24 protein-coding genes and 2 tRNA genes are annotated in these 24299 nt (G+C 36.8%); all 26 read left to right on the forward strand.

Annotated features, from left to right (window positions below):
• Positions 1-19 precede the first annotated feature (19 nt).
• The 26 genes from spoVT to lysS all read left to right on the forward strand — a co-directional run bounded on the left by spoVT (position 20) and on the right by lysS (position 23872).
• Positions 20-556 (forward strand): stage V sporulation protein T, encoded by a 537-nt coding sequence (gene spoVT / locus ACFWDE_RS19195; protein ID WP_215554940.1) that lies wholly within the window; start codon positions 20-22, stop codon positions 554-556.
• A 229-nt stretch (positions 557-785) separates the two neighbouring features.
• Positions 786-2387, forward strand: a complete 1602-nt coding sequence (locus tag ACFWDE_RS19200; RefSeq protein ID WP_377894024.1) for a putative polysaccharide biosynthesis protein — start codon at positions 786-788, stop codon at positions 2385-2387.
• A gap of 12 nt (positions 2388-2399) precedes the next feature.
• Positions 2400-3860: a bifunctional methyltransferase/pyrophosphohydrolase YabN gene (gene yabN / locus ACFWDE_RS19205; protein WP_377894026.1), complete on the forward strand. Its 1461-nt coding sequence runs from the start codon at positions 2400-2402 to the stop codon at positions 3858-3860.
• Between the two features lie 14 nt (positions 3861-3874).
• Entirely contained in the window at positions 3875-4150 is a 276-nt protein-coding gene (locus ACFWDE_RS19210) for an RNA-binding S4 domain-containing protein (protein WP_377894027.1), read from the forward strand.
• 58 nt (positions 4151-4208) lie between these two features.
• Positions 4209-4517 carry a sporulation protein YabP gene (gene yabP, locus ACFWDE_RS19215; protein ID WP_001059101.1) on the forward strand — a complete coding sequence of 103 codons (309 nt, stop codon included), beginning with the start codon at positions 4209-4211 and terminating at the stop codon, positions 4515-4517.
• On the forward strand, positions 4514-5167 hold the full coding sequence (yabQ, locus tag ACFWDE_RS19220; protein ID WP_002091573.1) for a spore cortex biosynthesis protein YabQ: 654 nt from the start codon (positions 4514-4516) through the stop codon (positions 5165-5167). Before yabP ends, yabQ begins: the two co-directional genes overlap by 4 nt.
• The gene (gene divIC, locus ACFWDE_RS19225; protein ID WP_002124547.1) at positions 5164-5523 is read left to right on the forward strand and encodes a cell division protein DivIC; all 360 of its coding nucleotides are present in this window, start codon (positions 5164-5166) and stop codon (positions 5521-5523) included. The genes yabQ and divIC overlap by 4 nt, the downstream gene beginning before the upstream one ends.
• 87 nt (positions 5524-5610) lie before the next feature.
• Entirely contained in the window at positions 5611-6099 is a 489-nt protein-coding gene (locus ACFWDE_RS19230; protein WP_002063394.1) for a S1 domain-containing RNA-binding protein, read from the forward strand.
• Positions 6100-6258: 159 nt separating this feature from the next.
• Positions 6259-6332 (forward strand) — tRNA-Met (locus ACFWDE_RS19235).
• A 13-nt stretch (positions 6333-6345) separates the two neighbouring features.
• Positions 6346-6417: transfer RNA gene (locus ACFWDE_RS19240), tRNA-Glu, on the forward strand.
• A gap of 261 nt (positions 6418-6678) precedes the next feature.
• On the forward strand, positions 6679-9150 hold the full coding sequence (gene spoIIE, locus ACFWDE_RS19245; RefSeq protein ID WP_377894031.1) for a stage II sporulation protein E: 2472 nt from the start codon (positions 6679-6681) through the stop codon (positions 9148-9150).
• A 204-nt stretch (positions 9151-9354) separates the two neighbouring features.
• A complete protein-coding gene (gene tilS / locus ACFWDE_RS19250) occupies positions 9355-10785 on the forward strand; it encodes a tRNA lysidine(34) synthetase TilS (protein ID WP_377894033.1) in 1431 nt (476 codons plus the stop codon).
• On the forward strand, positions 10782-11324 hold the full coding sequence (gene hpt, locus ACFWDE_RS19255; protein WP_002124550.1) for a hypoxanthine phosphoribosyltransferase: 543 nt from the start codon (positions 10782-10784) through the stop codon (positions 11322-11324). Before tilS ends, hpt begins: the two co-directional genes overlap by 4 nt.
• 85 nt (positions 11325-11409) lie before the next feature.
• Positions 11410-13311 (forward strand): ATP-dependent zinc metalloprotease FtsH, encoded by a 1902-nt coding sequence (ftsH, locus tag ACFWDE_RS19260; RefSeq protein ID WP_341307909.1) that lies wholly within the window; start codon positions 11410-11412, stop codon positions 13309-13311.
• A gap of 222 nt (positions 13312-13533) precedes the next feature.
• Positions 13534-14322, forward strand: a complete 789-nt coding sequence (locus ACFWDE_RS19265; protein WP_215554947.1) for a type III pantothenate kinase — start codon at positions 13534-13536, stop codon at positions 14320-14322.
• Between the two features lie 6 nt (positions 14323-14328).
• Positions 14329-15204, forward strand: a complete 876-nt coding sequence (gene hslO, locus ACFWDE_RS19270; RefSeq protein ID WP_377894036.1) for a redox-regulated molecular chaperone HslO — start codon at positions 14329-14331, stop codon at positions 15202-15204.
• A gap of 117 nt (positions 15205-15321) precedes the next feature.
• A complete protein-coding gene (gene cysK / locus ACFWDE_RS19275) occupies positions 15322-16245 on the forward strand; it encodes a cysteine synthase A (RefSeq protein WP_002144517.1) in 924 nt (307 codons plus the stop codon).
• Positions 16246-16468: 223 nt separating this feature from the next.
• Positions 16469-17866: an anthranilate synthase component I gene (trpE, locus tag ACFWDE_RS19280; RefSeq protein WP_377894037.1), complete on the forward strand. Its 1398-nt coding sequence runs from the start codon at positions 16469-16471 to the stop codon at positions 17864-17866.
• A gap of 5 nt (positions 17867-17871) precedes the next feature.
• Positions 17872-18459, forward strand: a complete 588-nt coding sequence (pabA, locus tag ACFWDE_RS19285; RefSeq protein ID WP_215554950.1) for an aminodeoxychorismate/anthranilate synthase component II — start codon at positions 17872-17874, stop codon at positions 18457-18459.
• The gene (gene pabC / locus ACFWDE_RS19290; RefSeq protein WP_215554951.1) at positions 18453-19325 is read left to right on the forward strand and encodes an aminodeoxychorismate lyase; all 873 of its coding nucleotides are present in this window, start codon (positions 18453-18455) and stop codon (positions 19323-19325) included. The genes pabA and pabC overlap by 7 nt, the downstream gene beginning before the upstream one ends.
• Positions 19300-20160 carry a dihydropteroate synthase gene (gene folP, locus ACFWDE_RS19295; protein WP_219916808.1) on the forward strand — a complete coding sequence of 287 codons (861 nt, stop codon included), beginning with the start codon at positions 19300-19302 and terminating at the stop codon, positions 20158-20160. Before pabC ends, folP begins: the two co-directional genes overlap by 26 nt.
• Entirely contained in the window at positions 20161-20523 is a 363-nt protein-coding gene (gene folB / locus ACFWDE_RS19300) for a dihydroneopterin aldolase (RefSeq protein ID WP_002113276.1), read from the forward strand.
• A complete protein-coding gene (gene folK / locus ACFWDE_RS19305; RefSeq protein ID WP_377894039.1) occupies positions 20520-21035 on the forward strand; it encodes a 2-amino-4-hydroxy-6-hydroxymethyldihydropteridine diphosphokinase in 516 nt (171 codons plus the stop codon). The genes folB and folK overlap by 4 nt, the downstream gene beginning before the upstream one ends.
• Entirely contained in the window at positions 20987-21190 is a 204-nt protein-coding gene (locus ACFWDE_RS19310; RefSeq protein WP_002009706.1) for a helix-turn-helix domain-containing protein, read from the forward strand. The genes folK and ACFWDE_RS19310 overlap by 49 nt, the downstream gene beginning before the upstream one ends.
• A gap of 23 nt (positions 21191-21213) precedes the next feature.
• The gene (dusB, locus tag ACFWDE_RS19315; RefSeq protein ID WP_215554954.1) at positions 21214-22212 is read left to right on the forward strand and encodes a tRNA dihydrouridine synthase DusB; all 999 of its coding nucleotides are present in this window, start codon (positions 21214-21216) and stop codon (positions 22210-22212) included.
• 160 nt (positions 22213-22372) lie between these two features.
• Positions 22373-23872 carry a lysine--tRNA ligase gene (lysS, locus tag ACFWDE_RS19320; RefSeq protein ID WP_377894040.1) on the forward strand — a complete coding sequence of 500 codons (1500 nt, stop codon included), beginning with the start codon at positions 22373-22375 and terminating at the stop codon, positions 23870-23872.
• The last annotated feature ends 427 nt before the right edge of the window (positions 23873-24299 follow it).

The following is a 24299-nucleotide window of genomic DNA, read 5'->3' on the forward strand; positions in this document are numbered from 1 at the left end:
GAAAGTGAGGCAGCATAGAATGAAAGCAACTGGAATCGTACGTCGAATTGATGATTTAGGCAGGGTAGTAATCCCAAAGGAAATTCGTAGAACTTTACGTATTCGAGAAGGGGACCCACTAGAAATATTTGTTGATCGCGATGGAGAGGTCATTTTAAAGAAATATTCTCCGATTAGTGAACTAGGTAATTTTGCAAAAGAATATACGGAAGCTTTATATGATAGCTTAGGACATAATGTGCTTGTATGCGATCGTGATTCTATTATCGCAGTAGCAGGCGCATCTAAAAAAGAATACTTAAATAAAAGTGTTGGCGATTTAATTGAGAAGACAATGGAAGAGCGCAAGTCTGTAATTATGACAGATGAAAGTGAAATTTCAATTATTGATGGAGTAACAGAAAAAGTCAGCTCCTATACAATTGGCTCGATTGTTGCGAATGGGGATCCAATTGGGGCTGTTATTATCTTCTCTAAAGAAGCTATTATAAGTGAAGTAGAGCATAAGTCAGTAAATACAGCTGCAAGTTTTTTAGCGAAACAAATGGAGCAGTAGTGAAGTGTAATTTCTATAAGTAGCAATCTTTCCTAATTATGATATTTCTATTTGAGAAATTAACTATTTGGAGATATAAGCATTGAATGAAGGTAGCGCTTTGCTACCTTTTTTCATTGAGTATTTTTGCTGTTGAAAGAAGTCAGTGAATGTAAGGAATATGAAGGAGAGACAGTTTTTCTTTGTGATATAATACGAGGGGTGAGAATAGAAAAAGGAGTTTTCTTGTATGGAAGCGAAGAAGTACCAAGCCTTTTGGCGTGGGGCTATTATATTAACAATCGCAAGTTTTGTTACAAAGGTATTAAGCGCTTTTTACCGTATTCCATATCAAAATATAGCGGGTGATGTTGGTTTTTATATTTACCAACAAATTTATCCATTTTATGGATTTTGTTTAATTTTAGCCACTTATGGGTTTCCCATTATTATTTCAAAAATGGTCGCAGAAAGATTAGAACGAGGAAAACAAAAAGAAGCAGAAGAAATTATTTGTGTATCTTTTTGGTTTTTATTAGGAATTGGATTTATAGGGTTTTTCACATTATTCTTTGGGGCCGAAACAATTGCATCGGCTATGGGTGATATACATTTAGATAAATTATTACGTGTTATTTCATTTTCATTCCTACTAATGCCATTTTTATCTGTAGCGAGAGGATATTTTCAAGGATTCAATAATATGATGCCGACGGCTGTTTCGCAAGTAATTGAACAAACGATTCGTGTTTCTATCATTGTATTTTTATCACTATTCCTTATTGCTCATGGATTTGATTTATATACAGTTGGTGCAGGTGCTATGCTAGGTTCAATTGCAGGCGGGCTTATTGGGATCATCGTACTTTTACTTTATATGCGTCATGATTTCCATGTTATTTTCTTTAAAAGTTGGAAGAGAATTGGAGATAAAAAAAGGATTATTCGAATCCTTTTTTGGCAGGGATTAGCGATTTGTGTTAGTAATTTAGTCCTTATTTTTATACAAATGGCGGATTCTATTTCCTTTTATACTTTGCTTATTCGCGCGGGAGAGCAAGTTGAAAATGCAAAGGTACTAAAAGGTGTTTATGATAGAAGTATCCCGCTTATGCAATTAGGTACTGTTGTGACAACTTCTTTCTCATTGTCACTTATTCCTATTATTACAGCGGCGAAAGAAAGAGGAGATCTTTCATTTATTCAAGAGAAGGTAAAGTTAGCAATGAAAATAACATTTGCTATTGGATTTGCAGCTGCTATTGGATTAACTTGTATTATTCAACCTACAAATATTATGTTGTTTGAAAATAGTGATGGATCAGATGTGTTATCGATTTTATCTTTATCTATTTTATTTAGTTCATTGTCAATTACAACTGCTTCTATTTTACAAGGAGTGGGACAAACATTAAAACCAGCAATATTCGTTGTATTTGGAGGTAGTTTAAAGCTAGCTTTAAACTATATATTAATGCCGTATTTTGGTGTGAAGGGAGCTGCAATTGCAACTTTAGTTGCGCTTATTGTAATTGCCTTGCTAAATAGTGTGTTGCTTATGCGAGCTGTATCGGAGCCGCTTATTGATAGGCGGAATATGTTAGGTGTGGTTATTAGTGGTATCGGTATGGGGTTTGTATTAATAATCTTTATGCGTATGTTGCGAATGTCTGGATTAGTAATTGATACAGGACATAGAGGAATTGCGACGGTTGAAGCGCTGTTAGGTGTAGCTATCGGCGGATTAGCATATATGTTTTTAATTTTAAAATTACGTGTATTTACAAAAGAAGAATTAGGAACCGTTATGAAACAAGAGAAAAAAGAAGGTTCATTGAAGAAGAGTGGATAGAGGTGACTGGTTGTGAGTGGAATTATTACTATTTTAGGATTAGGTGCTGGTGAGTTAGATCAGTTAACGATGGGCGTATATCGAAAGATAAAAGAAGCGGACCATATGTTTGTTAGAACGAAGGAACACCCAGTTATAGAAGAATTGGAGCAAGAAGGTATAAAATATACAGCTTTTGACGAGGTATACGAAGCGCATGATACATTTGAAATCGTATATGAAACAATCGCGAATAGGTTGTTAGAACAAGCGAAAGGTACAGAAATTATTTATGCAGTTCCTGGTCATCCGCTTGTAGCGGAAAGAACCGTTCAGCTACTTTTGGAAAAAGGAGAAGTAGCAAATATTGAAGTGCGACTTGAAGGTGGACAAAGTTTCCTTGATCCGATGTTTGCGAGCCTAAAGATTGATCCGATTGAAGGATTCCAATTAATTGATGCTACATCATTTGAAAGAGGACAATTAGAATTACGTCAACATTTAATCTTTTGCCAAGTGTATGATGCGTTCGTTGCTTCAGATGTGAAACTGATGTTAATGGAGATGTTGCCAGATGATTATGAAGTGTATATCGTAACAGCTGCAGGAACTTCATTTGAGCAAGTAAAAAAGGTACCGTTATACATGTTAGATCATGAAACGGAGTTAAATAATTTAACGAGTGTATATGTACCCCCGGTTAAGGAACGTGCGTCTTTGTATCAGCAGTTTGATGTGCTTAGAGCAATTATTGCGGAACTGCGTGGACCGAATGGTTGCCCTTGGGATAAAAAACAAACTCATCAATCTTTAAAGGAATACTTAATTGAAGAAGCATATGAAGTGCTAGAAGCAGTTGATGAAGAGGATGATGATCATTTAGTAGAAGAACTGGGTGATATATTATTACAAGTTATGCTTCATGCTCAAATTGGAGAGGATGAAGGTTGGTTCTCTATAGATGATATTATTCGGACTTTAGCTGAGAAAATGGTTCGTCGTCATCCGCATGTGTTTGGGAATACGGATGTAAATAATGCTGATGAAGTGATTGCAAATTGGGAAGAAATTAAAAAACAAGAAAAGGGATTCGTGAAAGAATCTGTTTTAGCGGGTATTCCAAAAAGCTTGCCACAGCTAATGCGTGCTTATGAAATTCAGAAGAAAGCTGGAAAGGTTGGATTTGATTGGGTTGATGTGCAGCCGATGATAGAGAAGGCCTTAGAAGAATGGCAAGAATTCCAACAAGAAGTTGTAAACATGGATGAGAAAAAGATGCTAGGTGAATTTGGTGATTTACTATTTGCATTTGTTAATATAGCTCGTCATTATAAATTAGATCCAGAAGAAGCGTTACGTTCAACTAATGAGAAATTTATGGCTCGCTTTTTATACATGGAAGCAAAAGTAGCTGAAATGAATAAGGAAATGCAAGATTTATCATTAGAACAGTTAGATGTTTTATGGGAAGAGGCAAAACAAACAGAGCGTTAATAGGGGGATTTGATATGCGTCTAGATAAATTTTTGAAAGTATCACGTTTAATTAAAAGAAGAACATTAGCAAAAGAAGTGTCTGACCAAGGAAGAATTTCGATTAATGGCCAAGTGGCAAAAGCGAGTTCAGATGTGAAGGTAGAGGATGAATTAACAATTCGTTTCGGGCAAAAAATAGTAACTGTGAAAGTAAATGAATTGAAAGAAACAACTAAAAAAGAAGATGCAGCAACCATGTATAGTCTCGTTCGTGAGGAAAAAGTGAAAGCGGAAGAAGGCTTGTTCTAAAATAGGTTAGCCCTTCATACATTACTATTAGCTAGTATAAAGCTATGGGGGGATTTTCGTGAATAATGGTTACTCACCTATGTCTTCTAATCAACAAAATGTTTCTGTAGAGCATGATATTATCATGCGTGGCAGGCGTGTAATCGATATTACTGGTGTAAAGCAAGTAGAGAGTTTTGATAGCGAAGAGTTTTTACTTGAGACTGTAATGGGTTTTTTAACAATTCGTGGTCAAAATTTGCAAATGAAGAATTTAGATGTAGAAAAGGGTGTTGTATCAATTAAAGGGAAAGTTCATGAAATGCTGTATATTGATGAGAACCAAGGGGAGAAAACTAAAGGCTTCTTTAGTAAGTTGTTTAAATGAGCCTAACAATTCAGTTGTATACAATGCTTTCAATGATTGGAATGGGTGCTTGGATTGGTGCTTCTTTAGATACATACCAACGGTTTTTAAAACGCCAAGAGCGTAAACGTTGGCTTGTATTTATACATGATATACTATTTTGGATTGTCCAAGCATTATTCGTTTTTTATGTATTATTGCGTGTAAATGAAGCCGAACTACGTATATATGTATTTTTGGCGTTACTATGTGGTTTTGCAGCATATCAAAGCTTATTGAAAGCACTATACATGAAGATGTTAAATTTTCTCATCTATATTTTTGTACAAACAACACAATTTTTTGTTCGAATTATACAGCTACTCATGATAAAACCTGTTATTATTATAGCACAGCTATTTATTGCATTTATATTATTCTTATTTCGTATACTGCTTTCAATTGGACATGTGTTATGGAAAATGGTGATTTGGATATTACTTTTCATATGGAAAGTTTTTTTCTCGCCTGTTCGGTTTATTGCTTCGCTCATATGGAAACTTCTCCCTAATCGTGTTAAACTTTTTATAATGAAGCATGTAGGGTTCCTGCAATATGTAGCAAAATTGAAGGGACATATCTTCCAATTATGGGTGCGTATAAAAAAGAAGTTAGGGGGACCTCGGAAATGAGGGAACTGAGACAAAGAACAATCGAAAAACAGAGTCCAAATCCTGTTAAAGAACATATAATACAAACGGATGAGAACAGGAAGCGACTTTATCGCCGTTTAGCGGTTTTTCTTGTCTTTGCTTTTACAATTATTGCTAGTATTAGTGTGACGTTTTATCAACAAAACAGTTCCATTAAAGCAAAAGAAGCGAAAGTTAAGGACATGAAAAAAGAACTGGATTCATTAACGAAAAAAGAAAAGAATCTAAAAGATGAAGTTCAAAAGTTGAATGATGAAGAGTACGTTTTAAAGATTGCTAGAAGAGATTATTTCTTCTCCGGAAAAGGGGAGATAATTTTTCCTGTTTCTAAGTAGAGTATGTCTTATTGACACTGTATTTTAGGATTATATATAATAAAGTAAAATTTGACTTTTTAACCACTAAGGAGGAGCATTTTTTTTATGTCAATCGAGGTAGGCAGCAAGTTACAGGGTAAAGTAACAGGTATTACAAATTTTGGGGCTTTTGTGGAGCTGCCAGAAGGCTTAACAGGTCTTGTTCATATTAGTGAAGTTGCTGATAATTATGTGAAAGATATTAACGATCACTTAAAAGTAGGCGACCAAGTAGAAGTAAAAGTTATCAATGTTGAAAAAGATGGCAAAATTGGCCTATCTATTAAGAAAGCGAAAGAACGTGAAAAAACAGAAGGAGATCGTCCACGTGGTGAATACCAACGTGGTGGTGATCAACAACGTTCTGGACGTCCACAACGTAATAATAATCGTTCTTCCAACAGAGATAACCGCGGTGGCGGTAACGAACGAGCTCCAAAAGAAACATTTGAGCAAAAGATGGCACGCTTTTTAAAAGATAGTGAAGATCGTTTAACTTCTTTAAAGCGTAACACAGAATCTAAACGTGGTGGCCGTGGCGCACGTCGTGGATAATAAGTCCGTTTAATTCTTAACATATAGAGAGGTACCCAGAGTGATTACTCGGGTACTTTTTTATGTGAGAGAATATATTTTTAAAAAAGTTTTTGAGATGTGTTGACTTTAAAACGTATCTGATGTAAGATACTAATTGTCCGTTAAATACGACGACATGGCGGTGTAGCTCAGCTGGCTAGAGCGTACGGTTCATACCCGTGAGGTCGGGGGTTCGATCCCCTCCGCCGCTATATTTAATTTAACGGCCCGTTGGTCAAGTGGTTAAGACACCGCCCTTTCACGGCGGTAACACGGGTTCGAATCCCGTACGGGTCATCTAAAAAGATCATGCAAATTTGCATGATCTTTTTTTGTTAAATATAAATTAAGACGTACAATACTTCTACAAAATCACCCTATATTTTCTGAACATTCTTTCAACTTACTTTAAATAAATTAAATACTATGTATATATGTAGATTTATTTCGAATAAAAAGTCGAACGATTATAAAAGTCAAAACTGTTGTTTTGACAAAAAAACCAATAATCATCTTTTATAATAACAGTAATTAAACTATGCAGGTGGTGTTAAACATATGCCTAAAGTAGGAAGGAATACTATGAGCACAAGTGCATTGGCGATGAATGAAAGTCAGCTTGGAACAATAAAGTGGACGAGTAAGTTGCGAATGAAGTTTGAACAAGTTTTCTTTAGATGGGGATTCATTATTGCTGTTATTGGTTTTCTTTTGGGACGAGCATATATATTAACAAACATTTTACCGTTTGCATTGCCGTTTTTTGCTGCTGTTTATGTTATGAAGCGAGATAAAATGCCGCTCGCGTTCTTAGCCCTAATGGGGGGAGCACTTTCAGTTTCAATAGACAATTTATTTTTTACTTTTGCATCTATCTTTACCTTCTTTATTTATAATATCTTCTTTAGTCGGTTTACACGTAAAACTGTTGGACTTGTACCATTCCAAGTATTTATCTCCGCATTAACCGCACATTTAGTTGTTGTATATTTTGCACAGCAAACCGTCACCATGTATGATCTGCTCGTCAGTACGATCGAAGCGGGGCTTAGCTTCGTATTAACGATGATATTTTTACAAAGTGTTCCGCTTTTAGTGGAAAGGAAAGGGAAGCAACAAGCGTTAGAAACAGAAGAAATTGTTTGTTTAATTATATTACTAGCATCTGTTTTAACGGGCACAACGGATTGGTTTGTTTATGATGCTTCTATTCAACATATTTTTACTAGATATTTAGTATTAGTATTTGCCTTTATTGCAGGGGCAGCTACAGGGTCCACAGTAGGAGTTGTCACTGGGTTAATATTAAGTTTAGCGAATGTGGCTAGCTTGTCTCAACTTAGTCTCCTTGCCTTTTCAGGATTGCTTGGGGGATTGTTAAAGGAAGGGAAGCGTATAGGAGTTAGTTTAGGTTTATTAATTGGTACAAGCTTAATTACATTATATGTAGACAAGCAAACAAGTATTGTAACAACTTTAATTGAATCTGGTGTAGCAATTGTTTTCTTCTTATTAACGCCGAAGCTTGTTATGGATCGTATTGCTAAGTTTATGCCAGGTACACAGGAGCATTCACAAGATCAACAACAATATTTAAGAAGAGTGCGCGATGTTACAGCGAACAAAATCAATCAATTTGCTAATGTATTTGCTGCTTTGTCCAATAGCTTTTCTGTATATGGGTATGTGGAGGAGGAAGATAAAGAAACAGAAGCTGATTTATTTTTAAGTACAATTACTGCAAAAACATGTCAAACATGCTTTAAGAAGGATCAATGTTGGGTAGTTAATTTTGATAAAACATACGATTATATGAAACAAATAATGAGTGAAACAGAAGAAGGAACGCTGCAGCATAATCGGAAGTTAGTTCGTGAATGGGACAAGCATTGTGTGAGAGGGAAGAAAGTAACGGATTTAGTAGCGGGTGAATTAGATCACTTCTATGAGGGACAGAAATTAAGAAAACAAATGAAGGAAAATCGTAGAATTGTAGCGGAGCAATTACTAGGTGTATCAAAAGTGATGGAGGATTTCGCTAAGGAGATACAACGAGAAAGAGAGAACCATCAAGCGCAGGAGGAGCAAATTTTACAAGCGTTTCGTGATTTTGGTGTCGAAGTGGAGCATGTTGATATTTATTGTTTAGATAGAGGAAGTATTGATATTGAAATGTTGATTCCGGCTGTATCTAATGAACATGGGGAATGTGAGAAGTTGGTTGCTCCGATGCTTTCAGATATTTTAAAAGAGAATATCGTCGTTAAGCATGAAGAGAAATCCTCATATCCAAATGGGCACAGTTTAATATCATTTGGTTCAGCGAAGACGTATTCTCTTGATACAGGATTGGCCACAGCTGCAAAAGGTGGCGGGTTTGTTTCAGGTGATTCCTACGCGATGATGGATTTGAGCGTTGGTAAATATGCACTTGCGATTAGTGATGGTATGGGAAATGGACAAAGGGCTCATATGGAGAGTAGGGAAACGGTAAAATTATTACAAAAGATACTTCAATCAGGTATTGATGAAGAAATAGCGATTAAGTCCATCAATTCGATTCTTTCTTTAAGGACGACAGAGGAGATGTATACAACGCTTGACTTGGCTATGGTAGATTTACGGGATGCGAGTGCGAAGTTTTTAAAGGTTGGATCGACGCCGAGTTTTGTTAAACGCGGAAATAATATTTTGAAAATTGAGGCAAGTAACTTGCCGATGGGAATCATTGAAGATGTTGAAGTTGATGTGGTTGGTGAGCAATTAAAAACGGGTGATCTTCTTATCATGATGAGTGACGGCATTTTTGAGGGAGCGCAACATGTGGAGAATCATGAATTATGGATAAAACGTAAAATTAAAGAACTACAAACAGAGGATCCACAGGAAATTGCTGATATTATTATGGAAGAAGTAATTCGCTCTGGTGATGGTTATATAAATGATGATATGACTATTGTGGTGGCGAAAGTAAAGAAAAATATGCCGAAGTGGGCTACGATTCCAATAGTAGGAATGCAGGCGCAATAAAATAATCAAAAAAACCTAGGTAGATGCCTAGGTTTTTTTGATTAAAAAGGTAATGTGATTACTTTGTTAAATATACAGGAGGGATGTAAGATAAAAATGTGGATTTTGTACATCTTTTTTTTGCACAATGTTTGTAAAAGTTGTACCATTATATACAAGGTAACTAATGTTGTTGTTCTTGTTTAATGAAAGGTGATTGCGAAGTTGAAAGATGCATTTGTTGAAAAAGTAGATGACTTTGTAAAGCAGCATGATGTATTAAAGAAACATTCAACAATTGTTGTAGGGGTTTCTGGTGGTCCTGACTCTTTGGCTCTTTTATATTATTTGTTAGAAAAAAGGGCAGAAAAACAGCTCGAAATTGTAGTAGCACATGTGGACCATATGTTTAGAGGTAATGAATCTTATGAGGATTTACAGTTTGTACAGGCTCTTTGCAAAGAGCTAGGAGTTATTTGTGAAACGCTAAGGATTAATGTGTCGCAATATCAACAGCAATATGGAATGAATGCACAAGTTGCAGCTAGAGAATGCAGATATGCATTTTTGGAAAGAATAATGAAGAAATATGATGCGAGATATGTAGCTCTTGGTCACCATGGAGATGATCAAGTAGAGACGATTTTAATGCGCCTTGTACGAGGGAGTACTCCGAAAGGATACGCAGGAATTGTAGTGAAGCGATCTTTTCATAATGGATATTTAATTAGGCCGTTACTTGGGGTAACTAAGGAAGAAATTGTTGATTACTGTAATAAATTAAAAGTTATTCCGCGTATAGATCCGAGTAATAAAAAAGAAGTATATACAAGGAATCGATTACGTAAATATGTCCTTCCTTATTTGAAAGAAGAAAATCCACAAATGCATGAGAAATTCCAAAAATTTAGCGTGCAGATGCAAGAGGATGAGGCTTATTTGCAGGAATTAGCTTTTGAGAAAATGAATAAAGTAATTACAAAAAAAAGCGATAAACAAATTAGCTTATCAATTCCTGCCTTTGAATCCATGTCTATGCCTTTACAAAGAAGAGGGATTCAACTAATATTAAACTATCTTTATGAATATAAGATTCCATCTTCGCTTTCTTCTATACATATTGACAAGGCGATTGAATTTTTTAGGCGGGCACAACCTTCAGGTTCACTAGATTTTCCAGGTGGTTTGAAAATTGTTCGTACATACGAAGAATGTGGTTTTGGATTTAAACAAGAAATTGTTTCTCCTTTTTCGCAAGATTTATCAGTACCTGGGACAATTATATTGCCGAATGGGGATAAACTTGTAACAGAGGTGAGCGAAGATATACCGAGTAACATGAATGAAACAGTATTTGTTGCTAAGTATAATGATATATCGTATCCACTTCGTATTCGGTCTAGGGAAAATGGAGATCGCATGTCAATGCAAGGTATGGATGGTACAAAAAAGATAAAAGCTGTTTTTATCGAAGCGAAAGTACCAAAAGAAAAAAGAGAAGAATGGCCGATCGTTTGTGACGCAAGTGGAAATATTATTTGGGTACCCTTGTTGAAACGATCTGCATTTGCTACTTCGAAAGAGCTAGCAAAGAAGGGTAAATACATGATTATTCACTACAAAAGCAAGGAGTCTTCCGGGAGGATAATGAAATGATGAATCAAGATATCGAAAAAGTATTAATTTCTGAAGAACAAATACAAGAAAAGGTGCACGAACTAGGTGCAGTTATTGCAGAGGATTACAAAAATACAGTACCTCTTGCGATTGGTGTACTAAAGGGCGCAATGCCATTTATGGCAGATTTATTAAAGAGAACAGATACATATCTTGAAATGGATTTTATGGCTGTATCTAGCTACGGTCACTCTACAGTTTCGACAGGCGAAGTAAAAATCTTAAAAGATCTTGATACTTCGGTAGAAGGTCGCGATATTTTAATCGTTGAAGATATTATTGATAGCGGTCTTACACTAAGCTATTTAGTAGACCTGTTTAAATATCGTAAAGCGAAATCTGTAAAAATTGTTACGTTATTAGATAAGCCAACAGGCCGTAAGGTTGATCTGAAAGCAGATTATGTTGGATTTACTGTTCCTCATGAATTTGTTGTAGGATATGGATTAGATTATAAAGAGCAGTACCGTAATCTTCCTTATGTAGGAGTATTAAAACCAAGTGTTTACTCAAATTAATTAAATATAGGCGTTACAATTGTATAGGAAATTTTTTCTATGTTACGATTTACTATAGTGTTTATGCCGTGAGAGGAGGTTAGGAATGAATCGTATCTTCCGTAATACCATCTTTTATTTACTGATATTCTTAGTAGTAATTGGGATCGTAAGCTATTTTAATGGTTCGACGCAAAAAACGACATCAGTTAGCTACGATAAATTCATTACTCAACTTGAAAAAGGTGAAGTGCGTAATGTGCAGCTTCAACCGAAAAATGGTGTGTTTGAGGTAAAGGGACAATTCAAGACTTCTAGCCAAGGAGAACAATTTGTTACTTATGCACCAAATACTGAGGAATTACAAAAGAAAATTAATGATAAAGCGCAAGGGGCTGAAGTTAAGTATCAACCAGCAGAAGAAACAAGTGCTTGGGTAACGTTCTTCACTTCCATCATTCCGTTTGTCATTATCTTCATTTTATTCTTCTTCTTATTAAATCAAGCTCAGGGCGGCGGTAGCCGTGTTATGAACTTCGGGAAAAGTAAGGCGAAGCTATACAATGATGAAAAGAAAAAAATTCGTTTCAGAGATGTTGCTGGAGCGGATGAAGAGAAACAAGAACTTGTTGAGGTAGTTGAATTCTTGAAAGACCCTCGTAAGTTTGCTGAAGTTGGTGCCCGTATTCCGAAGGGTGTTCTATTAGTGGGACCTCCAGGTACAGGTAAAACTTTACTAGCACGTGCTGTTGCAGGTGAAGCAGGCGTTCCGTTCTTCTCTATTAGTGGTTCTGACTTCGTAGAGATGTTCGTCGGTGTCGGTGCATCCCGTGTACGTGATTTATTTGAAAATGCAAAGAAAAATGCTCCTTGTATCATTTTCATTGATGAAATTGATGCAGTAGGACGTCAACGTGGCGCGGGTCTTGGCGGTGGTCATGATGAGCGTGAACAAACGTTGAACCAATTGCTTGTTGAAATGGATGGATTCGGTGCAAACGAAGGTATTATTATCATCGCTGCGACAAACCGTCCTGATATTCTTGATCCAGCGTTATTACGTCCAGGTCGTTTTGACCGTCAAATTACAGTAGATCGTCCAGATGTAAATGGTCGTGAAGCTGTACTTAAGGTACACTCTCGTAATAAACCGCTTGATGAGAATGTCAACTTAAGAGCAATTGCAACTCGTACACCAGGATTCTCTGGTGCCGATCTTGAAAACTTATTAAACGAAGCTGCTCTAGTAGCTGCGCGTCAAGATAAGAAGAAAATTGATATGAGTGACATCGATGAAGCAACGGATCGTGTTATTGCAGGTCCAGCTAAGAAAAGTCGTGTTATCTCTGAAAAAGAACGTAATATTGTTGCATTCCATGAGGCTGGCCATACTGTAATTGGTGTTGTCCTTGATGAAGCAGATATCGTTCATAAAGTAACAATTGTCCCTCGTGGTCAAGCTGGTGGATATGCGGTAATGCTTCCGAAGGAAGATCGTTACTTCATGACAAAACCAGAGTTACTTGATAAAATCACTGGTTTACTGGGTGGTCGAGTAGCCGAGGAGATTGTATTTGGTGAAGCAAGTACAGGTGCTCACAACGACTTCCAACGTGCGACTGGTATTGCAAGACGTATGGTTACAGAATTCGGGATGAGTGATAAGCTTGGACCGATGCAATTTGGTAGCTCACAAGGTGGTCAGGTATTCTTAGGAAGAGACTTCCACTCAGAACAAAACTACAGTGATGCAATCGCACATGAAATTGATGTGGAAATGCAAGTCATTATTAAAGGCTGTTATGCTCGTGCGAAACAAATTCTTACTGAAAAACGAGATAAGCTTGATATTATCGCGAAAACGTTACTTGAAGTAGAAACATTAGATGCAGAGCAAATTAATCATTTATATGATTATGGCAGATTACCTGAGCGTCCAACATCTTCAGATGATGTGAAAGTAAACATCAATATGAAGAAAGACGATGAAGATACAGAAGATAAGTAAGAGATGAAGGAGTGACAATAGTCACTCCTTTTTTTTGTGGAATGAATTTAAGTGGCAAAAGAATTTAACTGAAACTATTATTAAAAATTGAAATAGAGAGTAATCTTTTTGTACAATGATGAGTATAGAAAAACTGATTATATAAGTATGTGTGATATGATGTTTTTATAAGTTTTATACATACTGCACAAATATAGATTAAATAAGATAAGTGGTGAGAATATGATTTTTGTATTGGATGTAGGGAACACAAATGCGGTACTAGGTGTGTTTGAAGAGGGGAAACTTCGTCAGCATTGGCGCATGGAAACAGATCGTCATAAAACAGAAGATGAGTATGGGATGCTTGTAAAGCAGTTACTTGAGCATGAAGATCTTTCTTTTGAAGATGTGAAAGGTATTATTGTGTCTTCAGTCGTACCGCCAATTATGTTCGCTTTAGAGCGTATGTGTGAAAAGTATTTTAAAATTAAACCGCTTGTAGTGGGGCCTGGGATAAAAACTGGCTTGAATATTAAATATGAAAATCCACGTGAAGTAGGCGCGGACCGAATTGTAAATGCAGTAGCAGGAATCCACTTATATGGAAGTCCGCTTATTATTGTTGATTTTGGTACGGCTACTACATATTGTTATATTAACGAAGAGAAGCATTATATGGGTGGCGTCATTACGCCAGGAATTATGATTTCAGCAGAGGCTTTATATAGCAGAGCAGCAAAGCTTCCTCGTATTGAAATTACAAAACCGAGTAGTGTTATAGGGAAGAATACAGTAAGTGCAATGCAATCAGGTATTCTTTATGGATACGTTGGACAAGTGGAAGGTATTGTTAAGCGTATGAAGGAAGAAGCTAAGCAAGAACCGAAAGTTATTGCAACAGGTGGATTAGCAAAATTAATTTCAGAAGAATCAAATGCAATTGATATTGTAGATCCGTTTTTAACGTTAAAAGGTTTGTATATGTTATATGAACGTAATGCAAATTTACAACATGAGAAGGGTGAATAAATAAGTATGAAAGATTATTTAGTAAAAGCGTTAGCGTTTAATGGAGAAGTTCGTGCTTATAGTGTACGTACAACAAATACAGTAAGTGAGGCGCAAAAACGTCATGATACATGGAGAACAGCTTCAGCGGCACTTGGTCGTTCTTTAACTGCGGGTACAATGATGGGTGCTATGTTAAAAGGCGAGCAGAAGTTAACGATTAAAGTAGAGGGTAACGGCCCGATTGGTCCTATCTTAGTCGATGCTCATGCAAATGGGGATGTACGTGGTTATGTAACGAATCCTCATGTTGATTTTGAAGGAACGGAACAAGGAAAATTACGTGTATATCAAGCGGTAGGTACAGAAGGATTTGTAACGGTAATTAAAGATATCGGTATGCGTGAACCGTTTATCGGTCAATCTCCAATTGTTTCAGGAGAACTAGGGGAAGATTTCACATATTATTTCGCAGTTTCTGAGCAGACACCTTCTTCTGTAGGTGTTGGTGTTCTTGTAAATGGAGATGATAGCGTATTAGCGGCGGGTGGATTCATTCTTCAAATTATGCCAGGTGCGCAGGAAGAAACAATTTCATTTATTGAAGAGCGTCTGCAACAAATCCCGCAGGTATCACAATTAATCGAACAAGGTCTTTCTCCAGAAGAATTACTGTATGAAGTGCTTGGAGAAGATAAAGTGAAAGTGTTAGAAACAATGGATGTTCAATTTAATTGTACATGTTCACGTGAGCGTATTGAAAGTGTATTAATTAGTTTAGGGAAAGCGGAGTTAGAACAAATTCGTGCAGAAGAAGAAGAGACGGAAGTTCACTGTCACTTCTGTAATGAACGATATAAATTCGCTAAAGAAGATATTACAAGTCTAATTGAGAACCTGTAATAAAGAAGTTTGGGCGGAGAATCAGCCGACCAAATAGATTGACAAATAGGGAATTTTCTGACAAAATCTAAATATAGATAAAACCAATAAAAATACTCGGTGTTAGGAGTGACAGGAATGCGAGTGGCACAATCAGTTTCAGAATTAATCGGGAAAACGCCGATCGTTAAGTTGAACCGCATCGTAGAATCAGACAGCGCAGATGTATACTTAAAATTAGAATTTATGAATCCGGGGAGCAGTGTTAAAGATCGTATCGCGTTAGCTATGATTGAAGATGCTGAAAATAAAGGATTATTAAAAGAGGGCGATACAATCATTGAGCCGACAAGTGGTAACACAGGTATTGGCTTAGCGATGGTAGCAGCTGCTAAAGGATATAAGGCAATTTTAGTAATGCCAGAAACAATGAGTATTGAGCGTCGTAATTTATTACGTGCTTACGGTGCGGAATTAGTATTGACTCCAGGACCTGAAGGAATGGGCGGAGCAATTCGAAAGGCAACTGAATTAGCGGAAGAACATGGATACTTTATACCACAACAATTCCAAAATCAAGCGAATCCAGAAATCCATCGTATAACAACGGGTCCAGAAATTGTTGAACAGATGGGGGATCAATTAGATGCGTTTATCGCAGGTATTGGTACAGGTGGAACAATTACAGGTGCCGGTGAAGTGCTGAAAGAAGCTTATAAAGATATCAGAATTTACGCGGTAGAACCTGCGGATTCACCAGTATTATCTGGTGGAAAGCCAGGACCACATAAGATCCAAGGAATTGGAGCGGGGTTTGTTCCGGAGACATTGGATGTAGAGGTATATGATGAAATTATTCAAGTGAAAACGGAGCAAGCGTTCGAATATGCGAGAAGAGTGGCTAGAGAAGAAGGTATTTTAGTTGGTATCTCTTCGGGAGCAGTCGTTTATGCAGCGACAGAAGTTGCGAAGAAATTAGGTAAAGGGAAAAAGGTACTTGTTATTATCCCAAGTAACGGTGAACGTTATTTAAGTACACCACTTTATCAATTTGAGTCATAAGTGAATTTGATTTGAAAAGCATCCTTAAAAAAGGATGCTTTTTCTTTTTTGATTGGAAAAAGGAAAAGAGTGAATGACTAGAAAACTTCATGTAAAATAAGAAGTAGTATAATTAATTTATTTTCACTAGCCCTCAAGTATAATCATTCTCTATGTAAATAATTTTATGTAGTTTGAGTTGATTGGCTTAAGAGGGTGGGATAACAGAAGACGGGGTGTTGATATGCAACGAAGAAAATCTTTAGCGCTTTCTATTCCATATCAGTTAGATTTCTTTAAGCAATATAAATTTCTTTCTCAGGATAAGCCGCAACATATTTTGTTAGAAAGTGGACGTGGTGGTCGTTATAACATTGTTGGGCTGAATCCAGTAGCGGTAATTCAGGGTAAGAATGAGACGTTACATATAAGTGAAAGTGGTAAGGAAACAATAAAGCGAGGGAATCCATTAGATTTAATGCAAGCCTATATGGAGAAATGGAAAACGGATTATAATCCGGAGTACCCACCTTTTCAAGGTGGGGCAATTGGATACTTTAGTTATGATTGTATCCGTTATATTGAAAAACTTTCTTCTCTTGCGAAGGATGATATTAATATACCTGACATATTCTTTTTGTTATTTGATGACGTGTTTGTGTATGATCAACAGGAGAGAGTATTATGGATTATTACGCATTATGTAGATGAGTGTGAAGAGGCAGAAGAACGACTAAATGAATGGAAGGGTCTTTGGATGAAAGAAGCACCCAAAGTGACTATGCCGTTTGAATGTCCTGAAAAGAAAAATGAAGCAGTCGCTTTTACGGAAGAGGGCTTTATGAAGGCTGTTGAGCGTATTCAAGAATATATTGGAGCGGGTGATGTGTTTCAAGTAAACTTGTCGACAAGACAAGAAAGAACATTACAAACACATCCGCTAGAAATATATACAAGTCTTCGTGAAATTAATCCATCTCCATATATGGGTTACTTGGAGTTTGGAGATTTTCAAATTGTTAGTGCTTCGCCTGAATTGCTAATTAAAAAGCAAGGAAAAGAAGTGAGTACAAGACCAATTGCTGGTACGCGCTCTCGAGGAGCAAGTGAGCAAGAGGATGAGGAATTAGCGAAAGAATTAATTGAAAACGAAAAGGAAAGAGCAGAGCATGTAATGCTTGTGGATTTAGAACGAAATGACTTGGGCCGTGTTTGTAAATATGGCACTGTTGAAGTAGATGAATTTATGGTAATTGAAAAATACTCACACGTTATGCATATTGTTTCTAATGTGCGTGGTGAGGTGGAAGCAGATAAAGATGCTTTCGATTTGGTGAAGGCTGTATTTCCTGGTGGGACAATTACCGGTGCCCCGAAAATACGTACGATGGAAATTATTGAAGAATTAGAACCTGTTCGTCGAGGGATTTATACGGGTTCAATTGGTTGGATTAGTTATTCTGGAGATACGGAATTGAATATTGTAATCCGAACACTGCTTGCTAAAGATGGACAAGCGCATGTGCAAGCTGGAGCGGGTATTGTAATTGATTCAAATCCAAAAAATGAATATAAAGAGTCGTTAAAAAAAGCAATCGCTTTATGGCGTGCAAAAGAAAGTAGCGAAGAAACGGTTAGGTGAGAGAAATGATATTAATGATTGATAATTATGATTCTTTTACATTTAATTTAGTGCAGTTTCTTGGAGAACTTGGACAAGAGCTTGTTGTTAAGCGTAATGATGAAGTGACTATTTCGGATATTGAGAACATGAAACCAGATTTTTTAATGATTTCGCCAGGTCCATGTAGTCCTAATGAGGCGGGAATCAGTATGGATGTTATTAAATATTTTGCAGGTAAGCTCCCGATTTTTGGGGTCTGTCTTGGACATCAATCCATTGCACAAGTATTTGGAGGGGATGTTGTCAGGGCAGAGCGTTTGATGCATGGAAAAACATCTTTAATGCATCATGATGGGCAGACGATTTTTTCTGATATTCCAAATCCATTTACCGCGACACGTTATCACTCTCTTATCGTAAAAAAAGAGACGTTACCGAATTGTTTAGAGATAACATCTTGGACTGAAGAAGGTGAAATTATGGCGCTTCGTCATAAAACGTTGCCGATTGAAGGGGTACAATTCCATCCGGAATCTATTATGACTTCTCACGGGAAAGAGTTGCTACAGAATTTCATTCGCAAATATACCCCAAGTGTGACATCGTGTTAATTTACGTAAATGGCACGTATGTAGAAGCGAGTGAAGCGAAAATTTCTCCGTATGACCACGGTTACCTATATGGGCTTGGGGTTTTTGAGACGTTTCGTATTTATAATGGTCATCCCTTTTTATTGGATGATCATTATGAACGCTTAATGGGTGCGCTTGATATATTGCAAATCAAATGGACAATGACAAAAGATGAAGTGATGCTTATTTTAAAGAATCTACTCGTTAAGAATGGGTTAAAGCATGCATATGTGCGCTTAAATGTATCGGCGGGTATAGATGAAATAGGATTACAAACGGAAGTATATGAAGAACCGTCTGTTATTGTTTTTATAAAACCTTTAGCAGCTCCAGGGAATGTAGTGGAAAAAGAAGGAGTTATTTTAAAGCAAGTGAGAAATACACCAGAGGGTGCATTTCGCTTGAAGTCCCATCATTATTTAAATAATATTTTAGGGAAACGCGAAATTGGAAATGTTGTGAATAAGGAAGGTATTTTTCTTACCGAAACAGGTTATGTTGCAGAGGGTATTGTTTCGAATCTCTTTTTGGTTAAAGGAGATATTTTATATACTCCTTCATTAGAAACAGGGATTTTAAACGGAATCACTCGTGCGTTTATTATAAAGGCTGCTGAAGAGCTAGATATAGAAGTAAAGGAAGGTTTCTTTACAAAAGATGAATTGCTTTCAGCGGATGAAGTGTTCGTAACGAACTCTATTCAAGAGATTGTTCCCCTTTATCGTATAGAGGAGAAAGATTTCCCGGGTAAAGTGGGAGTGGTTACAAAAAGATTTATGGATCTTTATGGAGTGCAGAGAGAGAAATTGTGGAGCAGAAATGAATTGCGAAGAGGAGATGTGTAGTTTGAAGTGGGATTATGATTTGCGCTGCGGCGAATATACATTGAACTTAAATGAAAAGACATTAATTATGGGGATTTTAAATGTAACGCCAGATTCATTTTCTGATGGTGGGAGTTACAACGAAGTAGATGCTGCAGTACGACATGCGAAAGAAATGAAAAATGAAGGTGCTCATATTATTGATATTGGCGGCGAATCTACTCGACCAGGTTTCGCTAAAGTTTCAGTAGAAGAAGAAATAAAGCGAGTTGTTCCAATGATTCAGGCAGTGTCAAAAGAAGCAAAGATACCTATTTCTATTGATACGTATAAAGCTGAAGTTGCGAAACAAGCGATTGAAGCTGGTGCTCATATTATTAATGATATTTGGGGGGCGAAGGCGGAACCGAAGATTGCTGAAGTTGCAGCTTATTATGATGTGCCTATTATCTTAATGCATAACCGAGATAATATGAACTACCGCAACTTAATGGCTGATATGATTGCTGATTTGTATGAGAGTATTAAAATTGCTAAAGATGCGGGCGTGCGAGATGAGAATATTATTTTAGACCCAGGTATTGGCTTTGCGAAAACACCTGAGCAAAATTTAGAAGCGATGCGTAATTTAGAGCAGTTAAATGTACTGGGTTACCCAGTTCTATTAGGTACTTCAAGAAAGTCCTTTATTGGCCATGTATTAGATTTACCAGTGGAGGAACGTCTTGAAGGAACGGGCGCTACCGTTTGTCTTGGTATTGAAAAGGGCTGTGAGTTTATCCGTGTTCATGATGTGAAAGAAATGGCGCGTATGGCTAAGATGATGGATGCAATGATTGGTAAGGGGGCAAAGTAATTGGATAAAATTTATATCCATGATATGGAGTTTTACGGTTATCATGGTGTATTCCCGGAAGAAAATAAATTGGGTCAGAGATTTAAAGTGGATTTAACGGTGGAGTTGGATTTAAAACGTGCAGGAGAAAGTGATGACTTAGAGCATTCTGTCAATTACGGGGAGCTTTTCGAACTATGTAGAAAAGTTGTTGAAGATAGAACGTATAAGCTTGTAGAAAGTATCGCTGAAAATATCGCTACAGATATATTGAAACAATATGAGAGTATTTCACAATGTACAATTAAGGTAATTAAACCAGATCCGCCGATACCGGGGCATTATCGTGCTGTAGCGGTAGAAATTACGAGAGAACGTCCATGAATAATATAGCGTACATTGCATTAGGTTCGAATATTGGAGAGCGTTATATTTATTTAACTGAAGCAATTCAGTTTTTAAATAAAAACCAGCATATCCAAGTCGATGATGTTTCGTCTGTATATGAAACTGATCCGGTTGGCTATACTGACCAAAATTGCTTTTTAAATTTAGTTATAAAAATTTTTACCAATTTATCACCGCAAGAATTATTGAAAGTAACACAAAAGGTAGAGAATGATCTAGGGAGAAAAAGGGAAATTAGATGGGGCCCGAGGACCATCGACCTTGACATTTTACTATATAATCAAGAAAATATTGAAGCAGAGAATCTTATTGTTCCGCATCCGCGGATGTTCGAAAGAGCTTTTGTTATCGTTCCGTTGTTAGAGATTAATCAAGATATAAAACAAAACATTTCACGTTCACAAGTAGAAGAAATGAAAAGGCGAGAGGGAGTAACGGTATGGAAGCAGAAAAATGGGGAAGACGCATTCGTGCTTTTCGAAAGCTAAAAGGCTATACGCAAGAAGGTTTTGCGAAAGAATTAGGGGTATCTGTATCGGTTTTAGGTGAAGTTGAGAGGGGCAATAGATCACCTTCCCAAGATTTTGTAGTAGAAGTCGCTAAAACATTAAACGTTTCAATAGACGAATTGATGCCAAAGTGACCGTAAAGGAAGGAGTAAGTCGGGTGTTAAAGATTGCAAATATTAAGATGAAAAATCCAGTTGTACTAGCACCGATGGCGGGAGTGTGTAACTCTGCATTCCGTTTGACAGTAAAAGAATTTGGTGCAGGTTTAGTTTGTGCTGAAATGGTAAGTGATAAGGCAATATTACTTAATAACAAAAGAACATTAGATATGTTATATATCGATGAGAGAGAAAAGCCATTAAGTTTACAAATTTTTGGTGGAGAGAAAGAAACTCTTGTAGATGCTGCGAAATACGTAGATAAATATACGACAGCAGACATTATTGATATTAATATGGGTTGTCCGGTGCCGAAAATCACTAAGTGTGATGCGGGAGCGAAATGGCTCTTAGACCCAAATAAAATATATGAGATGGTAGCGGCAGTTGTAGATGCGGTTGAAAAACCAGTTACAGTTAAAATGCGTATTGGTTGGGATGAAGATCATATTTTTGCAGTTGAAAACGCTAGAGCTGTTGAGCGTGCTGGTGGGCAAGCGGTAGCAGTTCATGGACGTACACGAGTGCAAATGTATGAAGGGAAAGCGGATTGGGATATTATTAAACAAGTAAAGCAATCTGTGAATATCCCGGTTATCGGAAATGGTGATGTGGAAACACCGCAAGATGCAAAGCGTATGCTTGATGAAGTTGGTGTAGATGGAGTTATGATTGGCCGCGCTGCTCTTGGAGACCCGTGGATGATTTATCGTACGGTAAAGTATTTAGAGACAGGCGAATTAATGCCGGAACCAACAGTGCGTGAGAAAATTGATGTATGTATGCTGCATCTAGATCGTCTTATCGATTTAAAGAACGAGAATGTCGCTGTAAGAGAGATGAGAAAGCATGCAGCTTGGTATTTAAAAGGTGTTCGTGGTAATGCAAGTGTGCGCAATGGTATCAATATTTGTAACACACGTGAAGACCTTGCGAATTTATTAGGTGCATTTGTAGAAGAAGTAGAAGCGAAACAACAAACAATTTACGTTGGTTAATAAGGTGGCATAGGAGATTGACATTCTTCTATACACTTCCTATAATTACGTGAAAGAAAGAAGAACTGCCAGTTAGTTGCTGGCAGTTTTTCTAGTTGAGTAGAAAATGCTATACTGTATATATTGTAAAATTTAATAGAGCTGGAGTGATATCAATATCATGGATAACATGAACCACGAAGAATTAAACGACCAATTGCTTGTTCGTCGTGAAAAGTTACATAACTTACGTGAACAAGGGATCGATCCGTTCGGTAAACGATTTGAACGCACAAATTCAACAACTGACTTAGTAAGTCTATATGGAGAATTCTCTAAAGAAGAATTAGAAGAGAAAGCAATCACTGTTTCTATCGCTGGTCGTATTATGACAAAACGCGGTAAAGGAAAAGCGGGATTTGCGCACATTCAAGATTTACAGGGGCAAGTTCAAATTTATGTTCGTAAAGATACTGTTGGAGACGAAGAGTACGAGTTATTTACGACAGCAGATTTAGGTGACTTAGTAGGTATTGAAGGTAAAGTGTTCAAAACAAACGTTGGAGAACTTTCAGTAAAAGTAACAGGATTTACACTTTTAACGAAATCTCTTCGTCCATTACCGGATAAATACCATGGATTAAAAGATGTTGAACAACGCTATCGTCAACGTTACTTGGACTTAATTACAAGTATGGAAAGCCGTGAAACATTCGTTACTCGTAGTAAAATCATTCGTGAAATGAGAAGATATTTAGATGAAAACGGTTATCTTGAAGTAGAAACGCCTATGATGCACGCGATTGCAGGTGGAGCGTCTGCTCGTCCTTTCACTACACACCATAATGCGTTAGATATGGAATTATATATGCGTATCGCAATTGAACTTCATTTAAAACGTCTTATTGTGGGCGGATTAGAAAAGGTTTATGAGATCGGCCGTGTATTCCGTAATGAGGGTGTATCAACTCGTCATAACCCCGAGTTTACGATGATTGAATTATATGAGGCGTACGCTGATTATAATGATATTATGAAACTAACAGAAAATATGGTTGCTCATATCGCGAAAAAAGTATTGGGTACAACAACAATCCAATATGGTGATTATGAAATTAATCTAGAACCAGAATGGACACGTCTTCATATGGTAGATGCAATTAAGCAACACTCTGGAGCGGATTTCTGGAATCCAATGAGTGTAGAAGAAGCGCGTGAACTTGCAAAAGAACATAATGTAGAAATTAAGAATACAATGGAAGTTGGTCATATTATTAATGAATTCTTCGAACAAAAAGTAGAAGATAAATTAATCCAACCAACATTTATTTACGGTCATCCGGTAGAGATTTCACCACTTGCGAAAAAGAATGATGAAGATCCACGATTCACAGATCGTTTCGAATTATTCATTGTTGCTCGTGAACATGCGAATGCATTCACTGAGTTAAATGATCCAATCGATCAAAAGGAACGTTTTGAAGCTCAATTAAAAGAGCGCGAGCAAGGTAATGATGAAGCTCATATGATGGATGATGACTATATCGAAGCTCTTGAGTACGGTATGCCTCCTACGGGTGGATTAGGAATCGGTATTGATCGTCTTGTTATGTTATTAACAAACGCACCATCTATTCGTGATGTACTATTATTCCCAGCTATGCGCCATAAACAAGACTAAGCTTTGGAGATTTCTCCAAAGCTTTTTTATTTCTTTATTTATTTGAGGGGGGAGAAACCTTCTATTAAAAGGAAAGCGAGATTATTGCTCGTTAAATGGATGCTAGATTAAAAAACTATACTTATATAGAAGAAAGGTGCTGTTTTTATGCTTTTTTACTAAGTTAAAAATTTTATTAGAAAAACTATTGCATTTTAATAATCAAACTGGTATATTTATATTCGTTGTCACGAAAGACAACATAAGAAACAAACGAAAAACAACTTATTGAAAAAAGTTGTTGACGAAAATATAACGAAATGTTATATTAATAAAGTCGCTTCTGAGCGGCAGACAAGTTCTTTGAAAACTGAACGAAACAAACAACGTGAACGTCAATTTTTATTTTTAGATGCTAGACAAACTAACTTTATTGGAGAGTTTGATC

The sequence above is a fragment of the Bacillus sp. NPDC060175 genome, from assembly GCF_042728695.1.
Classification (GTDB): Bacteria; Bacillota; Bacilli; order Bacillales; family Bacillaceae_G; genus Bacillus_A.